A 25,587-nucleotide genomic window follows, 5' to 3' on the forward strand; every position below is an offset into this window, starting at 1 on the left:
AGCCGGTATGGTGCTTCATGCCATGAACGATGACCGACTCGGCCCTTACCGGCTGCTCAGGCGGCTCGGCGAAGGTGGGATGGGCGTTGTCCACCTCGCTGTCGACCCGCAGGGGAGACAGGTAGCGGTCAAGGTCCTGCGCGCGGAGGTCGCCGGCGACGAGGTCGCCAGGCGGCGTCTGTCGCGTGAAGTCGAGACCATGCGCCGCGCGCGCAGCAAATACATCGCCGAGGTGATCGACGCCGATGTGACGGGTCATCGACCCTACATCGTCACGCGTTACGTCGCCGGGCGGCCACTCGACGAGATCGTCAAGGACGACGGCCCGCTCGGCCTGCCCGCGCTGGTCAGGATCGCGCACGGGGTCGCCACCGCGCTGGCCGCCGTGCACGCGGTCGGCGTGATCCATCGCGACCTCAAGCCGGGCAACGTGCTGATCATCGACGGCGAGCCGGTTCTGATCGACTTCGGCATCGCCCAGGCGGTCGACGCGACCAGGCTGACGCAGACGGGGATGTTCATCGGCACGCCCGGATACCTCGCCCCCGAGATCATCGAGGGGCAGGAGGCCGGGCCCGAGGTCGACGTCCACGCCTGGGCGGGCACCCTGCTGTACGCGGGCACCGGTCAGCCGCCCTTCGGCAAGGGCACGCTGGAGATGATCTTCTACAACATCACCGCGGGCAAGGCCGACGTCAGCGCGGCCCCGAAGGAGCTGCAGCCGCTGCTCAAGGCGGCCTTCCAGCGCAACCCCGCCAAGCGGCCCAAGGCGGCCGAACTGGCCGAGCAGACCGCCAGGATGCTGCCCAAGCCGCCGGGCAGCGCGCGCGACGAGATCTCGACCGTGCCCCGGTCCGACCGCTCCAACCCGTCGATCGAGCTGCCGACGCCGCAGCCGCTGGCCGACAAGCCGTCGTACGACATCTCGACGCCGCCCATGACGCCGCGCCGGCTCGTCGACGGCCAGCCGCGCCGGCAGCCCCCGTACCAGGGCCAGCCGCAGCAGGGGTCCGGCCCGAACTGGCCGCCCCAGGGCCAGCCGCCCCAGCCGCCGCCGCAGGAGCAGCAGTACGTCTCGTTGCTCCCCGAGCAGCAGGGCGACCCCTATCCGACCCGCAGGGTGACCCCGGAGGAGCTGCGCAAGATGCAGCGCGAGGCCACCTCGCAGCCCTGGCAGGTCTCCGCGCAGAACAGCGATCAGCGGGGCAGCGATCAGCGGGGCAACAATCAGCTGAGCAACAATCAGCTGAGCAACAGCCACATGCCGCCGGGGGCCGAGGCCGACGTGCCCACCCGGCGCGTACGCCCCGACGCGCCCGACGTCCCCACCCGCCGGGTACGCCCCGAAGCGCCCGACTACGGGCGGGGCAACCCGATCCAGCCGCCGCCCTACATCCCGGTCCAGGGCCAGTTCCCGCCCGACCCCCAGGCGAATCGCGAGCCGTACCTGCCGCACGAGGCGCAGACCAGGAGAGACGCCTACGGGCAGCCCGACCTGCGGACCAAGCGCGAGCCGTTCATCCCGGCGGCCCGCCCGGGACAGGTGCTGCAGCGGTCCAGGGCCTACGGCCTGGCGAGCGCGATGCTGCTGGTCCTGATGGTCATGGTGGCCGTGGTGGCGCCTGTGCTGGTGGGCCTGCTGGTGCTCCCGGTCGTGGTGCTGCTCCGCGCGGCCGACCTGGCCCAGCCGGAGCTGGTCGCGCGCAGGTCCACCGGGTCGGCGGCGCTCGACGTGGTGCGGGTGTTCGCGTTCCCCAAAAAACTGGCCAAGTCAGTGGGGATCACGTTCGCGCTGCTCTTCTACGCGCTTATCCTGGGGCTACCGGTGACGCTGCTGCTCACGGTGTTCGTCAAGATGAACCCCTACAACGCCTTGGCCTGGGGCGCGGCGATCGCTCTGTGGACCGTCTGCGCGGGCCCGGGAGTGGAGGGGCCTGGAAGGCAGATGCGCAGAACCCTCTCATCGCTCGTACCCTCGAGAACAGCGGCGATGGTGATGGTGGGAGTTCTCGCGGCGGGGGCCGCGCTCTCCCTGATCCTCGCTTACAGCTCGTTCGACAACGCGAGGAGGGCCGTATGGGCTCCGCTGGACGTCGGACCTGTGGTGACCCAGCTCAGAGGACTGAGCGGAAGCACAGGGGGATGACGCTGGGACGGTGGCGATGAGCACGCAGGCGCCGGAGCGGCTCGGCCCCTACCGACTGGTCAGGAAGATCGGCGAGGGCGGCATGGGCGTGGTCCACCTGGGCCTCGACACCGAGGGCCGCGAGGTCGCCATCAAGGTGCTGCACCCGCATGTCGCGGCCGACCTGAAGGCCCGCGACCGGCTGACGCGCGAGGTCGAGACCATGCGCCGGGTGCGTAGCCCGCACGTGGCCGAGGTGCTCGACGCCGAGCTCGTCGGCGGCCAGCCGTACGTCGTCACCCGCTTCGCCCCGGGCCGCACACTCGAGGAGACCGTGCTGGCGGAGGGCGCGCTGGAGGCGCGCGAGGTCATCAGGCTGGCCCAGGGCCTGTGTCAGGCGCTGGTGGCCATCCACGCCGCCGAGGTGATCCACCGCGACTTCAAGCCGTCCAACGTGATGCTGGTCAACGGCGATCCGCTGGTCATCGACTTCGGCATCGCGCACCTGGTCAACGCCACCCGGCTGACGCAGACGGGGATGTTCGTCGGCACGCCCGGCTACCTGGCGCCCGAGATCATCCGCGACTCGGAGATCACCCAGGCGGCCGACGTACACGCGCTGGCCTCCACGGTGTTCTTCGCCGCGACGGGCGCGCCGCCGTTCGGCACGGGCACCTTCGAGGCGGTCTGCTTCAACATCATGGAAGGACGGGCGCAGATCGACAAGGCGCCCGCCTGGCTGCGCGGCTGGCTGAGCCGCGCGCTGCGGGTAGAGCCCGATGCCCGGCCCGGCGCCCAGGAGCTCCTGCGGATGGCCAGGGCGCTGGACCCGTCGGTGACCTCCTTCCACGAGACGTCCGCCGACGGGCCGACCGGCACCAAGCGGATGGGCAACCGGACGCGGGTCATGGAGAACTACTCCGACCTGCTGCCCCCGGTCGCGTACGGGACCCCGCCCGCGCCTTCGCGCGAGGAGCGGCCGCCGCCCTACGTTCCGGCGCCGATGCCGGACCGGCACCCGGCCCCGCGCACCGACCAGCGGGTCGCGGGCTACCCGGCGCCGCCGACCCAGCCGCCCGCCTACCCGTCCACCCAGGCGGGCCGGCAGCCGCAGCCGCACCAGCAGCGGCCGGTCGCGCCGCCGCCCCCGTACACACCGCCGGCCGAGCGCAAGCGCTACCTGGTCGGCAGCCAGTTCGTCGGCCTGCTGCTGCTGGTCGCGCTGACCGCGCTGGCCGTCGTGCTGCCCGTCGCGGTGAGCGCGGTGGCCGTCGCGCTGGCGTTGGTGCTGCGGGTGGGCGAATACCTCTTCGGCGACATGGTCAAGCGCCGGCAGGTGCGGGGGAGCAGCGCGGCCGATCCGCTGCTGGTCCTGGTCGGCACGCCGTGGGCGCTGGTCAAGGCCGCGCTCGTGACGCTGGTCCACGTGCCGCTGGCGCTGGCGTTCGGCGCCTGCGTCTGGGGCGTGCTGCGCTGGGGCGGCGGCATGAGCGTCAACGCCGCCGCCGCGTACGGCGCGGGCGCCTTCACGGCCGGACTGTTCGTGCTGCCGGGCGGCGGCGCGCCGCGCAAGGCGGTCACGCGCTCGCTCACCGGCATCCTGCGCACGCCCGGTGCGGCCCTGGTCGCCGCCCTGATCGTCGGTACGGCCGCGATGCTCGCGGTGATGTTCGCGATGGGCCAGGCCCCGACCTGGGCGCCCTGGCGGGCACCGGAGACCGTGATCAACGAGCTGACCAGCGGCGCGCGGCGGAGCACGATGGGCTTGATCACCGGCCTGATCAACGATCTGCTCGACGGCGTGGGAATGGGGTTCCTGTCACCCTGGTCGTAAGTGTCTTGGCCCGCTCCGGGGGGAGATAAGGGGTATGAGCGAGCGGCTCGGCCCGTATCAGTTACTCTCCCGGCTTGGAGCGGGCGGGTTCGGTGAGGTGCACCTGGCGCTCGACCCCGAGGGCCGTACGGTGGCGGTCAAGGTCCTGCACCCGCACGTGACGGCCGGCAGCGGCGCGCTGGCCCGGCTGGCGCGCGAGGTGGAGACGATGCGGTTAGTGGGCGGGCCGCACGTGGCCGAGGTGCTCGACGCCTCGCTCGACGTCGCCAAGCCCTATCTGGTGACCCGCTACGTCCAGGGCAGGCCGCTCAGTGCGGTCCCCACGCCGGTGGCCGAGCTCCGGCAGCTGGCCGCCGGACTGGCCGACGCGTTGCTGGCCATGCACGAGGCGGGCGTCGTGCACCGGGATCTGAAGCCGGCCAACGTGATGATGGCCGAAGGCGAGCCGGTGGTCATCGACTTCGGCATCGCCAGCGCGCTCGACTCCCTCTCGGTGACGGCCTCGGGAGCCGTGGTGGGCACGCCCGGCTACCTGGCGCCCGAGGTGCTGGAGGGCAAGGAGTCGGGGATGGCGGCCGACGTGTTCTCGTTCGGGGCCACGCTGGCCTACGCGGCCACGGGACGCCAGCCGTACGGGCAGGGGCCGGCCTCGGCGGTCGCCTACCGTGTCGTGCACCACGACGCCGACCTGGAGGGCGTCCCCGACTGGCTGGGCCCGCTGCTGCGCGAGTGCCTGGCCACCGACCCGGCCGCACGGCCGACGGCCGCGCAGATCTGCGCCAGGCTCGGCGTCGAAGCCGCCCATTACGTCCGGCCATCCGCTACGGCTCTGCGCCCCCGGCCCGGTGAGGCGCACGACCTGGAGACCCGAGAGTGGCGGCCGGGTCAGGTGCGGGGCCGTCCGTCGGTCGAGGAGTCCAGGGCCAGACATCGGGAGAAGGTACGCAGGCGCTGGCTGATCGGCTCCGGGCTGTTCGTGGCGCTGCTGGCCGCCGCCGCGCGGGAGCCGCTGCCGGAGGTGGCGCTGTTCCTGCTGGCCGCGTACGCGCTGGTAGCGGTGGCCGACGCGGGGGTGGCGCTGTTCGCGCGCGGTCCCTACAGGACGAGCCGGATCATCTTCGATTTCGCCGGGATGCTCGGCGCCGCGGGGCTCTGCCTGGGGCTGAGCGCGGTCTTCAGCACGTTCACGCTCGCGCTGTTCGCCGGTACGGCGCTGGTGGTCGGGATCGTGTTCCTGCTGTCGGCTTGAACCCATGCTGTCGGCCTGAACTCACTGCTGTCGGCCTGAGCTCAGGCAACGGAATAAAGTTCGGTATGGTGGGGGTGCTTTGTCGTAAGCCTTGCTTGCTTGCGCCTAAGCTACTCATGGGTAACATGGCCGCGAGAGCACCCGCTGTCACGGCCCTCATGGGATACCTGGCAGTCTGTCAGCAAGCATCAGGCGCCGAGCGTCGGCGCACGCGAACACGGGAGGTCGGCCACCGGCCATGAACATCGTCGTCTGCGTGAAGCAGGTCCCCGACACGGCGACCGAGCGCAAGCTCCGGTCCGATGACAAGACGCTCGACCGTGACGCCGTCGACGGCGTGGTGAACGAGCTTGACGAGTATGCGGTCGAGGAGGCCCTGAAGCTCAAGGAAGCCCACGGCGGTGAGGTGACCGTTCTCACCATGGGACCGGGCCGGGCCACCGAGACCATCCGCAAGGCCCTGGCCATGGGCGCGGACAAGGCCGTCCACCTGACGGATGACGCGCTGCACGGCTCCGACGCCCTGTCGACCTCCTATGCGATGGCACAGGTGCTCAAGAAGATCGGCTTCGACCTGGTCATCCTGGGTTCGGAGTCCACCGACGCGCGTACGGGCGTGCTGGCCGCGATGCTGGCCGAGCGCCTGGGCGCACCCCAGCTCACGCTGGCCAAGAAGGTCGAGATCGAGGGCTCCGAGATCGTGATCCAGCGGATCACCGACTACGGGTTCGACAAGGTCGCGGCCCGGTTGCCCGCCGTCGTGTCGGTGGTGGAGAAGATCAACGACCCGCGCTACCCGTCCTTCAAGGGCATCATGGCGGCCAAGAAGAAGCCGGTGGAGACGCTGGCCATCGCCGACGCGGAGATCGCGGCCGACCAGGTCGGCCTGGACGCGGCCTGGTCCAAGGTCGTCGAGTTCGCCGCGGCCCCGCCGCGCGCGGCCGGCACGATCGTCAAGGACGAGGGCGACGGAGGCTCGAAGGCCGCCGACTTCCTCGCGTCCAAGAAGTTCATCTGAGCACGGGAGAGACAGCTGATATGTCGGAGATTCTCGTTCTCGTCGAGCACGTCGACGGCGAGGTCAAGAAGGTCACACTCGAACTGCTGACCCTGGCCCGCTCGCTCGGCGCACCGGCCGCCGTCTGGGCCGGACCCGGCATCACCGACGGAGCCAAGGCCAGGCTCGCCGAATACGGTGCCGAGAAGATCTACGTCGCCGGAGCCGACGAGATCGTCGATTACGTCGTCGCGCCCAAGGCCGAGCTGCTCGCCCAGCTGGTGGCCGACAAGTCGCCCGCCGCCGTGCTGGTGGCCGCCACGACCGAGGGCAAGGAGGTCGCCGGCCGGCTCGCGGTCAAGACCGACTCGGGCGTCATCACCGACGCCGTGGGCCTCGGCGAGGGCTTCGTGGCCGACCAGTCCATCTTCGGCGGCGGCGTCAACGTCCGCTCGAAGGTGCGTAAGGGCACGCCGATCGTCGCCGTACGCCCGAACTCGACGGCCCCCGAGGCCGCCGCGGGCGCGGGCACCGAGGAGCAGGTGTCGGTCACGCTGACCGAGTCCGCCAGGGCCGCCCGTGTCCTGGAGCGGGTGAAGCAGGAGAAGGGCGCGCGCCCCGAGCTGACCGAGGCCGCGATAGTGGTCTCCGGCGGCCGTGGCGTCGGCTCGGCCGAGAACTTCTCGGTCATCGAGGGCCTGGCCGACGCCCTGGGCGCGGCCGTGGGCGCCTCGCGCGCCGCCACCGACGCGGGCTGGTACCCCCACCAGTTCCAGGTGGGCCAGACGGGCAAGACAGTGTCGCCGCAGCTGTACATCGCGGCCGGCATCTCCGGCGCGATCCAGCACCGGGCCGGGATGCAGACCGCGAAGACCATCGTCGCGATCAACAAGGACCCGGAGGCGCCGATCTTCGAGCTCGCCGACTACGGCGTCGTGGGCGACCTGCACCAGGTGGTGCCGCAGCTCACCGAAGAGGTCACCAAGCGCAAGTAGCGCCGCTGGGGCCGGAGTCACTGGTCGATGGCGGGGAGCAGGACCTGGAAGGCCGCTCCCCGCCCCGGCGTGGAGCGGACCTCCACCCGGCCCCCGTGGGCGGCGACGATGGAGCGCACGATGGCCAGTCCGAGTCCCGCCCCACCCGTGGACCTGGCCCTGGAGCCGTCGGCGCGGTAGAAGCGGTCGAAGACGGCTCTCAGTCCGTCTCCAGGGCGTACCGCAGGTAGAAATCCGGCTTGGCAAGGAAGCGCCGCCAGTGGTCAACCAATTGGAGGCTCTCCCACTCTGCCGGGTGAATGCCGTCCTCGCCCACTTCGATGATCTGCGCCCCCGGGAGGCTGGCGAGGATCGGCGAGTGAGTGGCGCAGACGATCTGCCCGCCCTCTCCTGCAACGCGGTTCATGAGAGCGACCAAGCGTAGGCATGACTGGAACGACAGGGCCGCTTCGGGTTCGTCCATCAGATATAGCCCCGGCCCCGACACCATGCGTTCGAGCACAGTAAAGAACCCCTCACCATGGGACTGCTCCGCAAGGTCATCTTCCCAGAATCCATGCATGCCCGACACGTTCTGCCCGAGGTTGAACAGTGTCTCGGCGCGGAAGAAGAATCCGCGCCGCTTGGTACGAGGACCCTGCAGCAGTCGCATCCCCGTGGCGGTGAGTTCGGCGTCAAGGACCTCCCCCAACGGGGTGGGGTCGCCAGTTGAGGAGTACTTGGTCCCCGCCTTGCCGCCTTCAGAGTTGATGCCGCACACATCAGCAATGGCTTCAACCAACGTTGACTTCCCTGACCCGTTCTCGCCCACCAGGAAGGTAACTGGACGGCTGAACGTCAGCCCATGCTCGACAAGGTGGCGCACCGGAGGCAGGCCACCAGACCAGCCGCTCGGCAAGTGCGGAGCCGCAAGCCGTGTCAGGAGCACCGTTACTCTCTTTCCGCCTCATCCAGAAGCCGATGAGCGTGAGCCCACACAGGGCGTTGCAACTCACCGTAGTCATCCACACGATAGCCACGACTGAGGATGTGAGCTGCGGCGCTGAGCTGAGCGACAAGGCCGGTCGGCGTATCCAGCAGGTCGGCGAACACCTCGTGCACCTTCTCGGCCGTTTCAGGTACGAGAAGACTGTGACAGTAGAGCAAAGCCGCACCATACCCGGACGGAGCCGCTCCCCAGTACTCCCAATCCAAGATCCACAGCCGTGGGCTGGTCAGATTGGCCCAGTGCAGATCGGTGTGCTCAGTGCGCAAAACTGGACTTGGCAGGTCCAAGCGTCGCGCGTACAAGTCTTCAAGCCTGCCCACAACGCTGTCAGGGTCGTGTTCGCCCCGGTCGGTAGGGTGCGTGGCCAGTTTGTTGAGCGCCGCCCGCAGATCCGCCCACCACGTGTCTGGAGCGGCGAAGGGCTGCAGCAGCTCAGATGTAGCAGAGCATGGCTTGTCCGGCACATAGGTCATCAGCTCCGCGTACATGCCGACAGGCGGTTCAGTCCACTCCACACGCCCGAGGACTTCCGGCTTCGGCAAGCCCCGGATGTCGGCCGCATCGCGATTGCCGGTCCACACCTCGCCCTGCGCCCAGTCCTGATGCTCAGCAGTGGCACGCAACCAGAATCGGCCGCCGCTGGAGGTGACGGCCGATCCAATGGTGCGGTCGCGCCAGCCGAACACCACATCACCAATGGGTGCCACGCCAAACCGCGTCGCACCCTCACGGAGCAGACGACGCAGGAACGCGCGCTGCCCGCTCGGCTCATGATGTTCGCTGGTCACGTCGGAATATCCCTACTTGGTAGGACGGCACTGATTGGGCTTGCAACTCCTGCCAGGGTCGCACAGTCGCTTGTCCGGCTCACATGACCCGTACGAGGGACTGCATCCCTGACGCGGCTTGCACGGCGTCCTGGGCTGCGGCTGGCAGGCTGGGCCACAGGACGGGCCGCACCTTGGAGTGCACTCATCTGGCCCGCACTTGCCCCCTCCATCGAATGCTTCCCGAAGCTGCCCCGTTACCTCCGCGAACCGCTGACCGGAAAGGATTTCGGCTAGCGATGCTGTTTGGACGTTACCGATCGGCAGCCAGCGGGAGAACACGCACGGCCACACCTCGCCCGTGGGTGAGATGGCGATCTGCCGGTCTCCGCACCTGCCGCAGAGCTGATCGAGGCCCGGTCCGTTCTCCCGAACGCCGCGCCCGACCTCCCGAAGGTCGTCGTAACCGACCTCGGGAACGCCTAACCATTCCAGTGAGGTGACGGCCTGCGCGGTGCGCTGCCCGTCGAGAATCCCGATCACTCCGGCACGAAGCGGGATGCCCAGTTCTCGCGCGCGGACGATGTTCTTCGTGGTGACTCTGAGAGAGGGCCGTTTGGTGATCGCCTCGTGTTCGTCGGACCGGTCGGAATAGTACGAGGTCGCCAGACGGACCCCCGGCAGCCGGAAGGTCTCCCACATCTCCGGCGTGACATGGACGAGATTCGTATAGATCTCGACGTCTATGCCGGCGCTAAGCGCGTGCTGTACGAGCTGGGGCAACGCCGGATGCAGCGTTGGCTCACCTCCGATGAACTGCCCCATCCTCGCGCCCGCCTCACGGGTCTGGGTGATGACGCACCGCCAGTCGGCCACACTCAAGCTTCCGTGAGTTCCTGTGGGGCCGGACGAGGCATAGCAGTGATCACAGGCGAGCTGGCACTTTCCCGTGATCTCCCACCAGGCGAAATCGAGAAGATCGAGCTTTGGCACAGAACCTCCTACGGGTTCCAGGACCGGAGAGGGGCATGGCCTGAGTTGGACCCGCTCCATCGCACATGTCCGAAGAGCAGGGAGTTCCACATACCGTCCGCGACGTGATCGATCCAGCGATCCGTCTCATGCACCACCTTCTTCCCGTTGAAGAGCTGGGTACGGCGGATGTAACGCGCCCCGCCGAGCGTGACCAGTTCGTACACGAGGGGCTGACAGTCGCAGGTCCACCGCAGCACCCGCGCCTCTGGTTCACCCTCGCGCGGAGGCGTCCATCTCAGCGGTTCGTATTCCGATCTGGCGGGAACGTGGGGTGATTCGCAGCGCGGCGGAAATTCCCATAGAACCATCTGGCTCACGCCCCGATCTCTCGCGTCAGAGCATGGCCGGCCGCCTCACACAGATGCGCGGTGTGCGTCACGGTGGCGAACTGCGCCCAGACCGTGAGGTGGCCAGCGCCCAGTCGCCGCATACCCCATGTGGTCGAGATCTGTTCCACCAGCCTCAGGCCCCGCCCGCGAGAGTCCAGGTCATCGGACACGCGCGGACACGGAATGGTGCGGGCTCCGTCATCGGTCACCTCGATCCGCGCCACGTCGGTACCGAAGCCGACCACATCCACCGCGACGAGGCCACCACCACGACCCGACGCCGTGTGCTGAATCGCGTTGGACATCAACTCGCTGACGATCAACCGCGCGTTGTCCACGTTCCGATGACCCGCACCCAGCAGGATCGCCGCGACGCAGCGACGAACCACCGGCACCACCCAAGTCTCACCGGGAAACACCATCTCGCCCAGAAACCGCTCCGTCACTGCGCCTCCTCCCAGACCCGCGTAATGCTCCCCACGGCCCGTCATGGTTCGCAGTCCTTTCTGTGATCAAGGAACCCATCTGGCGCGCGAACGCTCGGCGGGTTCCGCCCTGCTGAACGATCGCCCCGCACGTTGCCCGAGGGGTAACGGTGATGTAGCGGACAGCAACGGGGCGAGTCACTAGCATCAGCCGTGACAGAGCGTGAGTCATCGTTGCGGGGTTGCCGCAACTCGAATGCGGCAACTAGATCCGGAAGGACACATGACGTGACCACCGGTCGAGATCTGCGTGAGCTGCGGGAATCCCGTGGCCTCAGTCTCGATGAGATGGCTTCGGTTACTACCGTCTCCAAGGGACATCTCAGCCGCGTGGAACGGGGGGAGCGGCAGGTCACCCCGGCTCTGGTGCTGGCCTACGAAATGGCGCTTGGTGTGCCCGTTGCGGCAACGACGGACACTGATGATGAAGGGGCCCTGGCGGGTACCGTCAATGATGTGAGGCGACGAGAACTCCTCGGCTCCATCGCAGCGGCTTCCCTCGGGACAGCTGCTCTGGACCCGATTGCCCGCATTTTCGAGACTTACGAGATGCCCCCCGCACGAGTCGGACTGGCGGACGTTCAGGCGATCGAGCGCGCCACCGAGTTGTACATGAGCATGGACCTAGCCCGTCATGGCGACGTCGCCGCCGCGATGGCGAGCGGCGTGCTCAGGTGGGCGACATCCCTCGCGAAGGGCAGCATGGATACTGCCGTCCGGGAACGGCTGCGGTCAGCCATGGGGCTGCTCGCAGACCGTCTCGGGTGGAACACTTTCGACGCCGGGTCCAGTCCGCGAGCAGTCCAACTGCTGACGTTCGCCCTCGACGCAGCGGCCAAGGGCCCGGATCGGGACTTGAGGGCCCACATCATGCTCGACTTGTCCACTGTGCTTACCGACATGGGTCGGCCGGCGGACGGGGTCGAGATCCTGCGGATGGCGCTCGGCGACGAGCGGATCAGCTCAGCCGAGCAGGCTAATCTACATGCCGTGGCGGCCCGGCACTGCGCTGTAGCCGGAGACATCGAGGCGGGTCTGCGGCACGTCCAGCGGGCCGAGGCGGCCCTCGAACGAGAGACGGCGGCGCTTGCCCCGCCGTGGGCCCGGCAGATCACATTCTCGCCAGGTCATCACGACAGCGCCCTCGGGCTCGCATTGTTCGCGCTCGGCGACGACGTCCGTGCGCGGGAACGGCTCACGGCTGCCGTGGAGCACCTCGATCCTGGCCGGACGAGAACGGGCCTGCGGTGCCTTGCCCGTCTCGCAGTGCTGGACCTCAAAGCCGGGGATCATGAGGGCGGCGTCGAACGGGTGCGGTACGTCGCACAGACGGCGTCCGATGTGCAATCAACTCGGATCGCCGCCGACATCAAGATGATGATGGAAAGCGCCAAGCGGTACGGACTCCAAGAGCAGGTGGCAGATCACGTGAGGTGATCCCAAATCACGCCTCGGCGAGCGCCTCCCGGATCCGGTCCGCGAGCTCCCGGGCCTGGCCGGTCGACCAGGGGATCACCCCGTTCTCCGACATGAGCGCGTAATACTGCTGCTCCTCGTAGGGGGTGCCGGGCGGCAGCGGGGCCACGTGCCAGTGCAGGTGCGCGTTGCCCTGCTGGCTGCCGAGCGTGAGCAGGTACGTGCGTTCGGACGGCACCGTCGCCTCGACGGCCAGCGCCACCCGCCGTACGACGCGCATGAGATCGAGGTAGTCGTCCTCGTCGAGATCGCGGACCGCGTGCTCGACGTGGACCTTCGGGCACACCAGGACATAGCCCGGCATCGTCGGGTAGCGGGCCAGGAACGCCAGGTGGCGTTCGTCCTCGTAGACGATCTCCTCCAGGTCGTAGGCCGGGTCACCGGCCACGATGGCGCAGATGAAGCACGGCCCGCCCTTCACGCGAGCGACGTAGGCTGCGAGGTCGAACGGGACTTTCCGGTCAGAGCCCATGCCGCGATCATGCCACCCAGCAGGGCCACGCCGTGGAGGTCGGCCAAGGCGCTGAGCGTGACGCCGACGACCGCGAGGACGACGGGGAAGAGCCACACGGGCAGCCGCTCGTGGCGGACCACCAGCTGGAACCCGGCCGCGGTGAGCGCGACCGTCACCACCCAGCTCCAGATGCCGCCGGAGGGCGCGAGGGCGGACGCGCCCAGCATCACCGCGTAGAAGGCGCCCACGGAGCGCTCCAGTGACCCCTCGCAGGCGATGGCCAGGCCCGCCGCCAGGCCGCACAAGGCGATCGAGTTCCCGGCTCCCGGGTCGTTGAACAGGTATCCGGCCGCCTGCCCGGCCGCGGCGCCCGCGGCGTACAGGATGAGCCAGCGGGCAGGCCCGAGCGAGCGCTCGGCGAGGTACCCGAGCACCGCCAGGAACGCCAGGTTGAACAGTGTGCCGAACACACCGCTGTCCTGGACGACGAGGGAGGTCGCCGGCCGCCACCATTCCCCGGCGCGGATAGCCGCCGGGTCGCGCATGAGTGCGGGCTCCAGGCCGGGGAGGAAGAACTGGAGGACACTCGGCACGGCGGTCACGACGAGGACTGAGGCGGTGACGATTGGTTTGACCATGGGCTCAGCCTCACACTGATCTGCGGATCGGGGCAGTGCAGAATGTAAGCCGCTGAACCAGGACAAATGTCATGGGGTCAGGCGGTGGCGAGTTCGGGCTCCCTGACAGCCGGGCCGGCAGTGACCACCGCGGGCTCCTCGCGCGGCAGGAAGCGGGCGGCCACCGCGATCGCCACGCCCAGCACCACCGCGATCCCGAGCGCGACACGCAGCGACGTGGCGTCCGTCAGGAAGCCGATCACCACCGGGCCGAGCAGCAGTCCCGCGTAGCCCATGGCGCCCGCCTGGGCGATCGCCGGGCCGGGGGTGTCGGTGGCGGTCCCGGCCAGCGAGAGCGTCATCGGCGAGATCGTCGCCACACCGAGGCCGACGAAGAACATCGCCAGCACCGCCACCAGCGGCGCGGGCGCGGCCAGGACGACGGTGAAGAACCCCGCGGTGGCCACGCCGGAGGCCGTCATGATGCCGCGTACCCCGAACCGGGTCCGCAGCCTGTCGCCGGTGAGCCTGGCGACCAGCATGCCCACCTCGAAGACCGGGTAGCCGAGCGCGGCCAGCGCCTCCGGCGCGCCGAGGGTGTCGCGCATGAACAGCCCGTTCCAGTCGGCGACCGTGCCCTCCACCATGAACGCGAAGAACATCAGAGCGCCGAGCAGGTAGACGATCGGGGGCAGGCGGCGGCCGGCCTTGGTGGTGGCCGAGACGGCCGGGGCCTCGGGCAGGTACGTACGGCCCAGCAGGACCGTCACCGGCAGCGAGACCAGACCGACCAGCGCCACGTTCGCGGTGAACGACAGTCCCAGGGCGATCGACAGGCTGCCCAGAGCGCCCGCCGAGATCGCGCCCACGCACCAGCCCGCGTGCATGCCGTTCAGCAGCGGGCGTCCGTAGGCCCGCTCGACCGTGGATCCCTGGGCGTTCATCGCGATGTCCACCATGCCGAACGCCATGCCGAAGAACGCGGCCGCGGCCAGCAGCAGCGGGAGGTTCGGCGCGAAGGCCACGCCCACCAGGCCGAGCGCCGTCAGCGGGCCGCCGATCCGCAGGACGGTCTTGCTGCCCGCCCGGCTCATGACCCGGCGCATGGACTGCATGGTGATCAGCGCGCCCACACCCCACGCCAGCAGGATCAGGCCGACCGCCGACTCGGACAGGCCGAGCTTGTCGGTCAACGCCGGGATGCGCACGGTCATCGTGCCCACCAGGAGCCCGGCCAGGACGAAAGTAAGAACCGCCCCGTAACGGGCGATCCTCAAGTCGCGGATCATTGGTACATACCTCGCAAATCACTCATTAATTGGCATGCAGCGCGGCCCGGCGCTCGTGACACGAGCGCGAGCGCGGGCGGCGTAGGTGTTGGGGGCTTAGGAGCGCGCGTCAGAGACTGAGAAGCGCGTCAGGTGGCTCGGGGCGGAGGGGGCAGTCAGGGTTTGAGGAGGGCGCGACAGCGGGCCTCCAGGGCGCGCAGGTCGCTCTCGGCGTGGAGGCCGGGATCGTGGCTCGCCACGTCCCACAGCCCCTCGCACGCCAGCCGGACGATCTGGGACGCCACCCGGTCGGGCTCGTCGTCGAGCCCCTCGCGATGCCAGCGGGCCATCGCCTCGCGGATCGGCGCGAGCAGGAACAGGTTGCCCGACGCCCCCGTGACCACGGCCCATCGTCGCAGCCGGTTGGAGCGCACGGCCTCAAGCGTCGCCGCGAGGTAGCGCTCGGTGTAGGTGGGGTCGCCCTGGGCGGCCATCAGCTCGTCGAAGTCGTCGATCAGCCGCTCCACCATGCCCTTGATCAGGGCTTCCTTGGAGGAGAAGTGATAGAGGAGGCCGCCCTTGCTCACGCCGGCCCGATCGGCCACCGCGGACAGGGTCAGCGCGGTCGAGCCCTGGTCACAGAGGAGATCCTCTGCCGCGTCCAGTAGCTCGTCCCTTCTCATGCCTCTACTGTACCGTCCGGACGGTACAGTAGCAAAGGGGATACGCTTTCCGGGTGAGCAGACCGTCGGCCTACCTTGATCACGCGGCGACCACGCCCATGCTTCCCGAGGCGATCGAGGCCATGACGGAGCAACTCGGCCTGGTCGGAAACGCGTCCTCGCTGCACGCGACCGGCCGCCGAGTGCGCAGAGTCGTCGAGGAGTCGCGCGAGACCATCGCCGACACGCTGGGCGCCAGGCCGAGCGAGGTGGTGTTCACCTCGGGCGGCACCGAGGCGGACAACCTCGCCGTCAAGGGCCTCTACTGGGCACGCCGGCCGAAGAAGCGGGTGCTGGTCAGCTCGGTCGAGCACCACGCGACGCTCGATCCGGCCCACTGGCTGGCCGACAGCCAGGGCGCGCGGCTCGAGTTGCTGGAGGTCGACGAGTTCGGCCGGGTGCATCCCGACACGCTGCGCGACGCCATCGCCCGCGACCCCGACGACGTCGCCATGATCAGCGTCATGTGGGCCAACAACGAGGTGGGCACGGTCCAGCCGGTGCACATGCTGGCCGCCATCGCCCACGACAGCGGCATCCCCTTCCACACCGACGCCGTGCAGGCGATCGGGCAGCTGCCGGTGTCGTTCGCCGACTCCGGCGCCGACGCGCTGACGGTGACCGGCCACAAGGTCGGCGGCCCGATGGGCGTCGGCGCGCTGCTGCTGGCCCGCGGAATGACTCCGGTCTCGGTCATGCACGGCGGCGGCCAGGAGCGGGACGTGCGCTCAGGCACGCTCGACGCGCCCGCCATCGCCGCTCTCGCCACCGCCATCCGGGTCGCGGTCGGCGAGCAGGAGTCGCTGAGCCGCCGCCTGACCGCGCTGCGGGACGAGCTCATCCAGCGCGTACGGCAGGCGGTCCCCGACGTGCTGCTCAACGGCGACCCGACGGACCGGCTGCCGGGAAACGCCCACTTCTCCTTCCCCGGCTGCGAGGGCGACGCCCTGCTCATGCTGCTCGACGCCAAGGGCGTGGAGTGCTCGACCGGGTCCGCCTGCTCGGCCGGGGTGGCCCAGCCCTCCCACGTACTCCTGGCGATGGGCGCCGACTCGGCGGCGGCCAGGGGCTCGCTCAGGTTCTCCCTCGGCCACACCTCGACCCACGACGACGTCGACCGGCTGATCGAGGTGCTCCCCGCGGCGGTCGAACGCGCCCGCCGCGCCGGCCTGAGCTGAGCTGAGCTGGGCTGAGCTGGGCTGAGCTGAGCTGGGCTGAGCTGGGCTGACAAAGGGCCAGGTGATGAAGCGTTAGTTGATGAAGGCCACCACCGCGCTCCACGCGGGGTCGGTGGCCACGTCGACCCGCGGCTCCCCTTCCTCCCAGCCCACGATCAGCTCCTTGGCGTGGATCGCCGCGTCGCCGGTCGGGTCGGCGTAGATGTGGATGACCCGGTGACTCTCCGCGCTCAGGTGTGCCACCAGCACGGCGTCGTCGTGGAGCTTGAGCAGCCGCGCGGCCAGCCGTTCCTCGAAGTCGCGCAGCGCCGTCAGCGACTCCCCGACGGGCAGCCCGTTCTCGTCGCGGTGCGCGTACGGGAGCGTGATCGCGATGTGCTGGTCGAAGAGCGGATAGTCGACCGGCCGCAGCGGATAGCGGGCGGTGGCGACCAGCGGCGCGCCGGCCGCCGTCTGGCCCTCCAGCAGCGCCCACTGCTCCTGTTCGTAGCCGGAGGCCAGGTCGGCCACCACGGCGGGCAGGTGTACGGCGGCGACCGAGTCGATCGGCTGGAACGTCGCCGGGGTGATCTCGCCCACCCAGCGGGCCACGTCGTCCTCGCCGAGCAGCCAGTCGAGGGCCAGCAGTGTGGTCTCCAGCCGGGTGTCCTCGTCGAGCTGGCCGAAGATCGGGTGATAGGCGGCCACGTCCACGCGCGGCGAGTTGGGCGGCACCCGCAGCCCCAGCATCAGCTTGTCGAAGGCGAACTCGAAGCCGCCCACGTCGATCGTGAGCTCCAGCGCCTGCGGGTTGACCTGGCGCGACGGATGGAACTCCCACAGCAGGTCGGCGGGCGGCGCCCCCTTGACCAGGCGGTGCGCCAGCGAACGCAGCTCGGCGTCGCCGGCGGCGGTCAGGACCAGCGCGTGCGCCGCGTCCCTGCCGGGAGCCACCTCCCAGACCAGGCCGGGATGCACCGCGGCCACGGCCGGGGCGATCGTCTCCCACAGCAGCTCGGCGTCGCCGGAGGCCACCAGCGAGTCGAGCCGCGGCCTGGTCTCCTCCCACCACGCCCAGAACGACGCGATGCCGTCGCTCGGCTCGATGGGCTCTTCGTCGTCGTCCTTGCGCCCGAACAGTCGCATGGCCTGAATACTCCCAGACGCGGAGCCCGGTTGTGCAGATGGCCGAGCACGCTTGGCGGGACAGTACGCTGGGATGGTCATGGGATTGCGTGTGCTTGCCGCCATGTCGGGCGGCGTCGACTCCGCCGTGGCCGCCGCCCGGATCGCCGAGGCCGGTCACGACGTCACTGGTGTGCATCTGGCCTTGTCGGCCAACCCCCAATCCCACCGTACGGGGGCCAGGGGCTGCTGCACGGTCGAGGACTCCCGCGACGCGCGGCGCGCGGCCGACGTGATCGGCATCCCGTTCTACATCTGGGACATGGCCGAGCGCTTCCAGCGCGATGTGGTCGAGGACTTCGTGGCCGAATACGCGGCGGGCCGCACGCCCAACCCGTGCCTGCGGTGCAACGAGAAGATCAAGTTCTCGGCGGTGCTCGACCGGGCGCTCGCGCTGGGCTTCGACGCGGTCGCCACCGGCCACCACGCCAGGCTGGTCGACGGCGTGCTGTCGAGGAGCGCCGACCAGGGCAAGGACCAGTCCTACGTGCTGGGCGTGCTCACCCGCGAGCAGCTCGGCCACGCGATCTTCCCGCTGGGCGACTCGACCAAGGCCGAGGTACGCGAGGAGGCCGCCAGGCGGGGCCTGACGGTCGCCGACAAGCCCGACAGCCACGACATCTGCTTCATCGCCGACGGCGACACCCGCGGCTTCCTGGCCAAGCGGCTCGGCGCGGCCGAAGGGCCGATCGTCGACCAGGAAGGCGAGGTCGTCGGCAACCACCACGGCGCCCACGGCTTCACGATCGGCCAGCGCAAGGGCCTGCACATCGACCGGCCCGCCGCCGACGGCAGGCCGCGTTACGTGCTGTCGATCGAGCCCGTGTCCAACACGGTCACGGTGGGGCCGCGCTCGGCGCTGGAGGTCACCTCGATCACCTGCGCCCGGCCGGTCTGGAACGGGCCGACGGAGCCGGCTTCGGCCGCGTTGGCGGCCTCGCCGGGCGAGCTGAGGGTGCAGTTGCGGGCCCACGGCGAGGTCTATGGGTGCCACTTCGAGGAGGTCGGCGACGGGCTGCGCATCACGCTCGACCGCCCCGCCACGGGGGTCGCGGCGGGGCAGGCGGCGGTGCTCTATTCGGGTGAGACCGTGATCGGCTCGGCCACCATCGCCTCGGCGGGCTGACCTAAGGACTGCTAGGCCACGGCTGATCTCAAGGCAGTTCCACCGACTCGCCGACCTTGAGCCGCCGCATGTCGGCGTGCTGCTTGTCGGACTCCAGCTTCAGGTAGTTGTCGATCAGGCTGAGGCCGATGTCGTTGAGCAGCCCGTCATGCGTGGAGAACGCCCTGGCCGGACGGATCGTACGCAGGTAGTCGACCATCTCCAGAAGCTTCAGCCAAGGAGCGTTCGTCGGCACCAGGAGGGTGGGCACCTCGACGCCCGGCACGGTCAGCGCGTCACCGGGGTAGAAGACCTCGTCGTCGAGCATGAAGCCGACATTCTGCGCGATCGGCACGTCAGGGTGATTCTTGGCATGCCATTCGCCGAACACCTTCACGTCGAACCCCGCCGCGGTGAAGTCGTCGCCATGCCGTACGACCTGTACCTTCCCCGGAACCTCCGTCAGCTGGGCGGCGACCGCCTCGCAGGTCCAGATCTCCAGGTCGGAAGAGGCGGCCTTGAGCCGCTCGACGTCGACGTGGTCCATGTGCTCGTGGGTGATGAGCACCGCGCCGGCACCGTCGAGGACGGGCCCCTCGGTGAAGGCGCCAGGGTCGATGACGAGGACGTTGCCGTCCTTCTTCAGCCGTACGCACGCGTGGCCGTATTTGGTGAGCTCCATTTTTCAGAGCCTACGCTTGTCCCATGTCGATGTTCGAAGCCACCGGGGTTGGGTCGCATCCGGGTGAGGATCATTTCGAGGCCCTCCGAGTGGTGTTCGGTGAGTTGCCCGGCCTGCCGTACCTGCCGGAGTTGCCAGGCCGCGGGGTGGGCGCCGACCTGGTGGGGCGGACGGCGGCGCTGCTCGTCGAGCTGCCGGTGGAGGTGCAGCCGTCGGGCTGGCGGCTGTCCGACCGGCCCGGCCGCGACCACCAGCGGGCGGTGGACCATCTCAGACGCGATCTCGACGGCCTGGAGGAGATCGGGCACGACTACGCGGGGCCGCTCAAGCTGCAGGTCTGCGGGCCGTGGACGCTGGCGGGCGCCATCGAGCTCAAGTACGGCGACAAGATGCTCGCCGACGCCGGAGCCGTACGCGACCTGACCGCCTCGCTCGCTCAGGGCGTCGCCGACCACGTCGCGGAGGTACGGCGGCGCCTGCCCGGGGTCACCGAGATCGTCCTGCAACTCGACGAGCCCGGCCTGCCGGGCGTGCTCGCGGGCACCGTGCCGACCGCCTCGGGCTTCGGGCGGCTGGCCGCCGTGGAGGGCTCGCGGGTGGCGGAGTCGCTGCGCCTGTTCGGCGACCCGATCGTGCACTGCTGCGCGCCGTCGGTGCCGCTCCGCCTCCTCCGTACGGCCGGCGTCCGCGGCGTCTCGGTGGACGCCTCCCTGCTCAGCCGCAGGGACGACGACGCCGTGGGGGAGGCGCTGGAGGCGGGGCTGCTGCTGTTCCTCGGGGTGGTGCCGGGGACCGACACCCGGTTGCCCGATACCGGCGTCGTCGCCAGGCCGGCGGTGGACCTGTGGCGGCGGCTCGGGTTCCCGCCCGACAAGCTGGCCGGGCAGGTCGTGCTGACCCCGGCCTGCGGGCTCGCCGGAGCCTCCCCCCGCTACGCGCGGGCCGCCCTGGCCGCCTGCCGCAAGGGCGCCCAGGTGCTGCGCGACGATCCGGCAAGCGGCCTGCAAGCCAGGTGAGTAGCCTCAGTTTCATGATTTTTCGCACTGTGGCGGTCGGCGTCACGCTCCTGATCGCGTCCGCGTCGATCGCCGCTCCGGCCGCGGCCGCCGCCAACCCGGAGATCTGGAACTGGGGCTCCATCTACTCCGCCGACAAGGCGGGCAAGGCCAAGGGCAAGGTCGTCCTGGACCGGCCGGGGTTCGTGGTGAACGGCAAGCTCTACGACTTCCCCGGGCGGAGCGGGTGCTCGTGGCTGAAGTTCCGGTGGGTCAAGGAGGACGGCGGCAGGGGGGCCAAGACGTTCCACAACTGCTCGGGGACCAAGCCGCTGCAGTTCTCCTTCCCGACCGGCTACATGCTCTCGATCGAGGGCCGGGTCTGCCGCGGCACGGCCGTGAAGGTCACCGGCAAGTGCTCGGGCTGGGACGGCGTCTGGTCCCAGGGCGGCTGACGCCCCTCCACCGGTCCCCCTGCGGCCGACCCGTAAAGGCGGTCGGCCGTCCACGCCGCTGATCCCAGCGTGACCTGCCCGTCCGGGCGTCGTGGAAGGTGCCTGTTGTCGGTGCTCGGCGATAGCGTTTGCCTAGGGTGTTTGACGGAAGGAGACCCTGGTGAGCGAGCCAAGCGTCGATGGCGTGCCCGTGGCCGCGCGTGAGCGGCACGCTGAGATGAGCGAGTTGGTGGAGGAAGCCCGCTATCGCTATTACGTGCTCGACCGGCCCACGGTCAGCGACGCTCAGTTCGACGAGTGGTTCAACGAACTGCTCGCCCTGGAGGCGGCGCATCCGGGTCTCCAGACGCCCGACTCACCGACGCAGAAGGTCGGCGCGCCGGTGGCCGGCGACTTCGCCAAGGTCGACCACCTGGCGCCGATGGAGAGCCTCGACAACGCCTTCGACCCGGCCGGGATGGCAGCGTGGCAGGCGCGGGCCGAGCGGCTGGCCGAGGGCGAGCCGGGCCCGTACCTCTGTGAGCTCAAGATCGACGGGCTGGCCATCGCGCTGGTCTACCGCGACGGCCGGCTGGAGCGCGGCGCGACCAGGGGCGACGGCAGGACGGGCGACGACGTGACGCCCAACGTCCGCACCATCGAGGGCGTGCCCCACCGGCTCAAGGGAGCCGACGTCCCCAGCCTGATCGAGGTCCGGGGCGAGGTCTACATGCCGGTCGCGGAGTTCGGGCGGCTCAACGAGCAGCTGGTCGCGCAGGGGGTCGCCCCCTTCGCCAACCCGCGCAACGCCTCGGCCGGCTCGCTGCGCCAGAAGGACCCGCGGATCACCGCCCAGCGCCCGATGCGCATGATCGTGCACGGTGTCGGCGTCTGGGAGGGCGCGGCCGAGCCCAAGGCGCAGTCCGAGGTCTACGAGCGGTTGCGCGAGTTCGGTCTGCCGGTCAGTGACCTCTACCGGGTGGTCGGCGACCCCGCCGAGGTCGACGCCTTCATCGAGCATTACCGCGTGCACCGCCACGACCCGCCCTACGAGATCGACGGCGTGGTGGTCAAGGTCGACGACTTCCGCACCCAGCGCGAGCTCGGCTCCACCTCGCGGGCGCCGCGCTGGGCGATCGCCTACAAATACCCGCCAGAAGAGGTCAACACCAAGCTGCTCGACATCCAGGTGGGCGTCGGCCGCACCGGCCGCGTCACGCCGTTCGGTGTGATGGAGCCGATCAGCGTCGCCGGGTCCACGGTGGAGCGCGCCACGCTGCACAACGCCGCGGTGGTGGCCGCCAAGGGCGTGCTCATCGGCGACACCGTCGTGCTGCGCAAGGCGGGCGACGTCATCCCCGAGATCCTCAGCCCGGTCACCGACCTGCGTGACGGGTCCGAGCGGCCGTTCGTCATGCCGACCCACTGCCCCGAGTGCGGCACGGAGCTGGCCTACGAGCAGGAGGGCGACGCCGACCTGCGCTGTCCCAACGCCCGCGGCTGTCCCGCGCAGATCCGCGAGCGGTTGTTCTTCGCGGCCAGGCGCAGCGCGTTCGACATCGACGGGCTGGGCTATGTCGCGGCGACCGCGCTCAGCCAGCCGCTGCCGCCGCAGGAGCCGGTCGTGCGCACGGAGGCCGACCTGTTCGACCTGACGCTCGAACAGCTGATCCCGATCAAGTCCGTGGTCCGCGACAAGGACAGCGGCCTGCCCAAGATCGATCCGAAGACGGGCGAGCAGAAGATCGTCTCGTTCTTCTCCAACATCAACGGCGAGCCCAGCCAGAACGCCCACAAGCTCATCGAGGAGCTGACGCGGGCCAAACAGGCGCCACTGGCCAATGTCTTGGTCGCGCTGTCCATCCGCCATGTCGGGCCGCCGACGGCCCGTGACCTGGCCGTCGCCCTGCGCTCGATCGACGCCGTCATGGCGGCCTCGGAGGAGGAGCTGGCGGCCATCAAGGGCATCGGGCCGCGGGTGGCCGCCACGATCCGCGCCTGGTTCGAGGTCGACTGGCATCGCGAGATCATCACCCGCTGGCGGGCCGCGGGCGTGCGCATGGAGGACGAGCCCGCTCCCGAGAAGGGGCCGCAGACGCTCGAGGGCCTGACCTTCGTGGTGACGGGCACGCTGCCGGGCTTCACCCGCGACTCCGCCGCCGAGGCGCTCAGCGATCGGGGCGGCAAGGTCGCGAGCTCGGTGTCGAAGAAGACCTCGTTTCTGGTGGCGGGCGACAACGCCGGGTCCAAGTACGACAAGGCGGTCAGCCTGGGCGTGCCGATCCTCGACGGTGAGGGCTTCGGGGTGCTCCTCGCCGATGGGCCGGAGGCGGCTTCGCGGGTGGCCGTCACTCCCCAGCCGTAGTGGCCGCCACCCCCCAGCCGTAGTGGCCGCCACCCCCCAGCCGTAGTGGCTGTCACTCCTCAGCCGTAGATCATATACGCACTGTTGATGGGGAGTATACTAAGAGTGATTTCGGGGTATATGTCCGAAGGATAAGTGACGGAACGTACGCGGTTGGTTTCGCGAAGTGGGGTGAAGGTCGTACCCTCCCATAGTGACCTAATGGGGGTTCTGTTACTGATGGCTGACCCAACCGACACCCGCGACACAGGGCCACGCGCCGGGACGCCTCTGTGGGCGTTCCTCGCCGGCATCACCGTGATCGGCTTCACCGCGCTGGCCGTGGCCATGCTCAGACTCGACCCGGCCGGCCTGGCGGAGCTCGCCCGTACGCCCTTGTTCTGGGTGCTGACCGCGCTCGTGGTGCTGGGCGAGCTCAGGCCCGTCATGGTGTCCTCGGCGACCGCCGTCGGCGGCACGTACCCCTCCACCATGTTCACCTTCGCCGTGCTCCTGCACTTCGGCCTGCCCGTGGCGGTGCTGATGCAGGCGGTGGCCGTGGTGATGAACGGCGTCGTCACCCGTAAGGCGTTGCATCGGGTGATGTTCAACATCGCCCAGTCGACGCTCGCGCTGACCTCCGCCGGCGTGGTGCTCGGCCTGTTCGGCATCGTGCCGAGCCCGGCCGCGCCGTGGGTGCCCACGGGCGCCGACCTGCTGGCGCTCTCGCTGGCCGGCATCGCCTACTTCGCCGTCAGGGCCGCGCTGGTGAGCGGCGCGGTCGCGCTGCACGAGCGCCGGTCGATCACCCGCGTGCTGAAGGCCAGCCTCGGGCCGCAGAGCCTCGTCTACGTCGCGCTGCTCGGCCTGGCGCCCCTGGTCGTCGTCGTGATGACCCATTCACCCACCCTCGTACCGCTGTTCGTGGCGCCCCTGGCGGCGGTCTACTTCACCGCCACCCTGTCGATGCGCCGCGACCACCAGGCCATGCACGACGAGCTGACCGGCCTGCCCAACCGCAAGATGCTGATCGTGAGCACCGAGGAGGCGCTCGCCGAGGCCCGCCAGGACGAGCGGGTCGGCCTGTTCCTGCTCGACCTCGACCGGTTCAAGGAGGTCAACGACACGATGGGCCACCCGGTCGGTGACCGGCTGCTGCAGATGGTCGCCCACCGGCTCACCCATTCCGTACGCCCCGGCGACGTCGTGGCCCGGCTGGGCGGTGACGAGTTCGCCGTCCTGCTGCCCTCGATCAGGGACGCCCACGCGGCCCGTGAGGTGGCCGCCCGGCTGCGCGCGGCGCTCACCGAGCCGGTACGCCTGGAGGGCATGTCGTTCGACCTGGACGGCTCGGTCGGCATCGCGCTCTACCCCGACCACGCCCCCGACTTCGAGCTGCTGCTCCAGCGCGCCGACGTGGCCATGTACCTCGCCAAGGAGGGGCGCACCGGCGTGGAGCTCTACCAACCGGACAAGGACCGCAACTCGCCCGAACGGCTCAACCTTCTCGGTGACCTGCGGCGCGCCGTGGACAACCGCGAGCTCAGGCTGCACTATCAGCCCAAGGTGGGCATGGCCACCGGGGCCGTCCACGGCATGGAGGCCCTGCTGCGCTGGCATCACCCGGTGCACGGCCAGATCCCGCCGTCGGAGTTCATCCCGCTGGCCGAGCAGTCCTACCTCATGCGCCAGCTCACCGAATACGTCATCGAGGCGGCCCTGGAGCAGGCCTCCCGCTGGTGGCACAGCGGCCTGCGGGTGCAGGTCTCGGTCAACATCTCCGCCCGCGACCTGCTCGACTCGGCCCTGCCCGAGCAGCTGGAGGCGGGGCTGGCCAAGCTTCGGCTGCCGCCGTCGGCGATCCAGCTGGAGGTCACCGAGCGCATCCTGATGGGCGACCAGGCCTACACACACGAGACGATCAAGGCGCTGGCCGTGCTCGGCGTGCCGCTGTCCCTGGACGACTTCGGCACTGGCTACTCCTCGCTGATCAGGCTGCAGCGGCTGGCGGTGTCGGAGGTCAAGATCGACGCGTCGTTCGTGCAGCGCATCGCCGAGTCCGACGACGACTACCGGATCGTGCGCTCCATCGTCGACCTGGTCCGCTCGCTCGGCCTGAGCTCGGTCGCCGAGGGCGTCGAATCCGACGACGTGGCCATCCGGCTCACCGAGATGGGTTGCGAGATGGGTCAGGGCTGGCTGTTCCACAAGCCCATGCCGCCCGCCGAGGCCACGGTCTGGCTGCGCGAACACATCGAGACCCAGCCGGAGATCGAGTACGGCTACCGCTCCGGGGTCACCCAGACCGCTTGACCCGGCGCTTCCCCAGGGCACCGAATGGCCA

At 69.8% G+C, this 25,587-nt stretch carries 23 protein-coding genes; 12 read left to right on the top strand and 11 right to left on the bottom strand.

Annotated elements, in window-relative coordinates; all coding sequences use genetic code 11:
- Positions 1–22: 22 nt before the first annotated feature.
- The 5 genes from AB0H88_RS12210 (at position 23) to AB0H88_RS12230 (ending at position 7,200) form a co-directional block, all read left to right on the top strand.
- Complete coding sequence (locus AB0H88_RS12210) at positions 23–2,146, top strand: protein kinase (protein ID WP_357643509.1); 2,124 nt, start codon at positions 23–25, stop codon at positions 2,144–2,146.
- A 16-nt stretch (positions 2,147–2,162) separates the two neighbouring features.
- A complete protein-coding gene (locus AB0H88_RS12215; RefSeq protein WP_357643511.1) occupies positions 2,163–3,959 on the top strand; it encodes a protein kinase in 1,797 nt (598 codons plus the stop codon).
- A gap of 34 nt (positions 3,960–3,993) precedes the next feature.
- A complete protein-coding gene (locus AB0H88_RS12220; protein WP_357643513.1) occupies positions 3,994–5,208 on the top strand; it encodes a serine/threonine-protein kinase in 1,215 nt (404 codons plus the stop codon).
- A 238-nt stretch (positions 5,209–5,446) separates the two neighbouring features.
- Complete coding sequence (locus AB0H88_RS12225) at positions 5,447–6,226, top strand: electron transfer flavoprotein subunit beta/FixA family protein (RefSeq protein WP_357643515.1); 780 nt, start codon at positions 5,447–5,449, stop codon at positions 6,224–6,226.
- A gap of 20 nt (positions 6,227–6,246) precedes the next feature.
- The gene (locus AB0H88_RS12230) at positions 6,247–7,200 is read left to right on the top strand and encodes an electron transfer flavoprotein subunit alpha/FixB family protein (RefSeq protein WP_357643517.1); all 954 of its coding nucleotides are present in this window, start codon (positions 6,247–6,249) and stop codon (positions 7,198–7,200) included.
- 17 nt (positions 7,201–7,217) lie between these two features.
- Here AB0H88_RS12230 and AB0H88_RS12235 read toward each other — a convergent pair whose 3' ends face one another.
- From AB0H88_RS12235 to AB0H88_RS12255, 5 genes are all read right to left on the bottom strand, one after another.
- A complete protein-coding gene (locus tag AB0H88_RS12235) occupies positions 7,218–7,460 on the bottom strand; it encodes an ATP-binding protein (RefSeq protein WP_357644754.1) in 243 nt (80 codons plus the stop codon).
- Positions 7,400–8,065, bottom strand: coding sequence for an AAA family ATPase (locus tag AB0H88_RS12240; RefSeq protein WP_357643519.1), 666 nt, complete (start codon positions 8,063–8,065; stop codon positions 7,400–7,402). Before AB0H88_RS12240 ends, AB0H88_RS12235 begins: the two co-directional genes overlap by 61 nt.
- A 65-nt stretch (positions 8,066–8,130) precedes the next feature.
- Positions 8,131–8,976, bottom strand: a complete 846-nt coding sequence (locus AB0H88_RS12245; protein WP_357643521.1) for an aminoglycoside phosphotransferase — start codon at positions 8,974–8,976, stop codon at positions 8,131–8,133.
- Between the two features lie 12 nt (positions 8,977–8,988).
- A complete protein-coding gene (locus AB0H88_RS12250) occupies positions 8,989–9,948 on the bottom strand; it encodes a radical SAM protein (RefSeq protein WP_357643523.1) in 960 nt (319 codons plus the stop codon).
- 355 nt (positions 9,949–10,303) lie between these two features.
- Positions 10,304–10,765, bottom strand: coding sequence for an ATP-binding protein (locus AB0H88_RS12255; protein ID WP_357643525.1), 462 nt, complete (start codon positions 10,763–10,765; stop codon positions 10,304–10,306).
- 267 nt (positions 10,766–11,032) lie between these two features.
- Here AB0H88_RS12255 and AB0H88_RS12260 point away from each other — a divergent pair, with 267 nt between their 5' ends.
- Positions 11,033–12,241, top strand: a complete 1,209-nt coding sequence (locus AB0H88_RS12260; RefSeq protein ID WP_357643527.1) for a helix-turn-helix transcriptional regulator — start codon at positions 11,033–11,035, stop codon at positions 12,239–12,241.
- 7 nt (positions 12,242–12,248) lie between these two features.
- Here AB0H88_RS12260 and AB0H88_RS12265 read toward each other — a convergent pair whose 3' ends face one another.
- The 4 genes from AB0H88_RS12265 to AB0H88_RS12280 form a co-directional block, all read right to left on the bottom strand.
- Positions 12,249–12,701: an HIT family protein gene (locus AB0H88_RS12265; RefSeq protein WP_357643529.1), complete on the bottom strand. Its 453-nt coding sequence runs from the start codon at positions 12,699–12,701 to the stop codon at positions 12,249–12,251.
- Positions 12,698–13,372 (bottom strand): rhomboid family intramembrane serine protease, encoded by a 675-nt coding sequence (locus tag AB0H88_RS12270; protein ID WP_357643531.1) that lies wholly within the window; start codon positions 13,370–13,372, stop codon positions 12,698–12,700. The genes AB0H88_RS12265 and AB0H88_RS12270 overlap by 4 nt, the downstream gene beginning before the upstream one ends.
- A gap of 77 nt (positions 13,373–13,449) precedes the next feature.
- Positions 13,450–14,640, bottom strand: coding sequence for an MFS transporter (locus tag AB0H88_RS12275; RefSeq protein WP_357643533.1), 1,191 nt, complete (start codon positions 14,638–14,640; stop codon positions 13,450–13,452).
- 155 nt (positions 14,641–14,795) lie between these two features.
- Entirely contained in the window at positions 14,796–15,302 is a 507-nt protein-coding gene (locus AB0H88_RS12280; protein ID WP_357643534.1) for a TetR/AcrR family transcriptional regulator, read from the bottom strand.
- A gap of 53 nt (positions 15,303–15,355) precedes the next feature.
- Between AB0H88_RS12280 and AB0H88_RS12285 the strand changes: the two genes are divergently transcribed.
- Positions 15,356–16,519: a cysteine desulfurase family protein gene (locus AB0H88_RS12285; RefSeq protein ID WP_357643536.1), complete on the top strand. Its 1,164-nt coding sequence runs from the start codon at positions 15,356–15,358 to the stop codon at positions 16,517–16,519.
- A 72-nt stretch (positions 16,520–16,591) separates the two neighbouring features.
- On the opposite strand, the gene AB0H88_RS12290 is transcribed toward AB0H88_RS12285, so the two are convergent.
- Entirely contained in the window at positions 16,592–17,644 is a 1,053-nt protein-coding gene (locus tag AB0H88_RS12290) for a DUF695 domain-containing protein (protein ID WP_357643538.1), read from the bottom strand.
- Between the two features lie 79 nt (positions 17,645–17,723).
- Between AB0H88_RS12290 and mnmA the strand changes: the two genes are divergently transcribed.
- Complete coding sequence (gene mnmA / locus AB0H88_RS12295) at positions 17,724–18,809, top strand: tRNA 2-thiouridine(34) synthase MnmA (protein ID WP_357643540.1); 1,086 nt, start codon at positions 17,724–17,726, stop codon at positions 18,807–18,809.
- Between the two features lie 28 nt (positions 18,810–18,837).
- Here mnmA and AB0H88_RS12300 read toward each other — a convergent pair whose 3' ends face one another.
- Positions 18,838–19,470 (bottom strand): MBL fold metallo-hydrolase, encoded by a 633-nt coding sequence (locus AB0H88_RS12300; protein WP_357643541.1) that lies wholly within the window; start codon positions 19,468–19,470, stop codon positions 18,838–18,840.
- A 23-nt stretch (positions 19,471–19,493) separates the two neighbouring features.
- Here AB0H88_RS12300 and AB0H88_RS12305 point away from each other — a divergent pair, with 23 nt between their 5' ends.
- The 4 genes from AB0H88_RS12305 (at position 19,494) to AB0H88_RS12320 (ending at position 25,556) form a co-directional block, all read left to right on the top strand.
- Entirely contained in the window at positions 19,494–20,486 is a 993-nt protein-coding gene (locus AB0H88_RS12305; RefSeq protein ID WP_357643543.1) for a methionine synthase, read from the top strand.
- 14 nt (positions 20,487–20,500) lie between these two features.
- A complete protein-coding gene (locus tag AB0H88_RS12310) occupies positions 20,501–20,920 on the top strand; it encodes a hypothetical protein (protein WP_357643545.1) in 420 nt (139 codons plus the stop codon).
- 160 nt (positions 20,921–21,080) lie between these two features.
- Positions 21,081–23,264: an NAD-dependent DNA ligase LigA gene (gene ligA / locus AB0H88_RS12315; protein ID WP_357643547.1), complete on the top strand. Its 2,184-nt coding sequence runs from the start codon at positions 21,081–21,083 to the stop codon at positions 23,262–23,264.
- Positions 23,265–23,483: 219 nt separating this feature from the next.
- Positions 23,484–25,556: an EAL domain-containing protein gene (locus AB0H88_RS12320; protein WP_357643549.1), complete on the top strand. Its 2,073-nt coding sequence runs from the start codon at positions 23,484–23,486 to the stop codon at positions 25,554–25,556.
- Positions 25,557–25,587 lie beyond the last annotated feature (31 nt).

Origin of the sequence: Nonomuraea sp. NPDC050680 (assembly GCF_040654555.1) — a bacterium.
Lineage (GTDB): Bacteria > Actinomycetota > Actinomycetes > Streptosporangiales > Streptosporangiaceae > Nonomuraea.

Bases quoted from the DNA above. Each gene is read 5' to 3' on its own strand.
- AB0H88_RS12210 (WP_357643509.1), top strand. From the start codon at position 23: ATGAACGATGACCGACTCGGCCCTTACCGGCTGCTCAGGCGGCTCGGC.
- AB0H88_RS12215 (WP_357643511.1), top strand. From the start codon at position 2,163: ATGAGCACGCAGGCGCCGGAGCGGCTCGGCCCCTACCGACTGGTCAGG.
- AB0H88_RS12220 (WP_357643513.1), top strand. From the start codon at position 3,994: ATGAGCGAGCGGCTCGGCCCGTATCAGTTACTCTCCCGGCTTGGAGCG.
- AB0H88_RS12225 (WP_357643515.1), top strand. From the start codon at position 5,447: ATGAACATCGTCGTCTGCGTGAAGCAGGTCCCCGACACGGCGACCGAG.
- AB0H88_RS12230 (WP_357643517.1), top strand. From the start codon at position 6,247: ATGTCGGAGATTCTCGTTCTCGTCGAGCACGTCGACGGCGAGGTCAAG.
- AB0H88_RS12270 (WP_357643531.1), bottom strand. From the start codon at position 13,372: ATGGTCAAACCAATCGTCACCGCCTCAGTCCTCGTCGTGACCGCCGTG.
- AB0H88_RS12275 (WP_357643533.1), bottom strand. From the start codon at position 14,640: ATGATCCGCGACTTGAGGATCGCCCGTTACGGGGCGGTTCTTACTTTC.
- AB0H88_RS12280 (WP_357643534.1), bottom strand. From the start codon at position 15,302: ATGAGAAGGGACGAGCTACTGGACGCGGCAGAGGATCTCCTCTGTGAC.
- AB0H88_RS12290 (WP_357643538.1), bottom strand. From the start codon at position 17,644: ATGCGACTGTTCGGGCGCAAGGACGACGACGAAGAGCCCATCGAGCCG.
- mnmA (WP_357643540.1), top strand. From the start codon at position 17,724: ATGGGATTGCGTGTGCTTGCCGCCATGTCGGGCGGCGTCGACTCCGCC.
- AB0H88_RS12300 (WP_357643541.1), bottom strand. From the start codon at position 19,470: ATGGAGCTCACCAAATACGGCCACGCGTGCGTACGGCTGAAGAAGGAC.
- AB0H88_RS12305 (WP_357643543.1), top strand. From the start codon at position 19,494: ATGTCGATGTTCGAAGCCACCGGGGTTGGGTCGCATCCGGGTGAGGAT.
- AB0H88_RS12310 (WP_357643545.1), top strand. From the start codon at position 20,501: ATGATTTTTCGCACTGTGGCGGTCGGCGTCACGCTCCTGATCGCGTCC.
- AB0H88_RS12320 (WP_357643549.1), top strand. From the start codon at position 23,484: ATGGCTGACCCAACCGACACCCGCGACACAGGGCCACGCGCCGGGACG.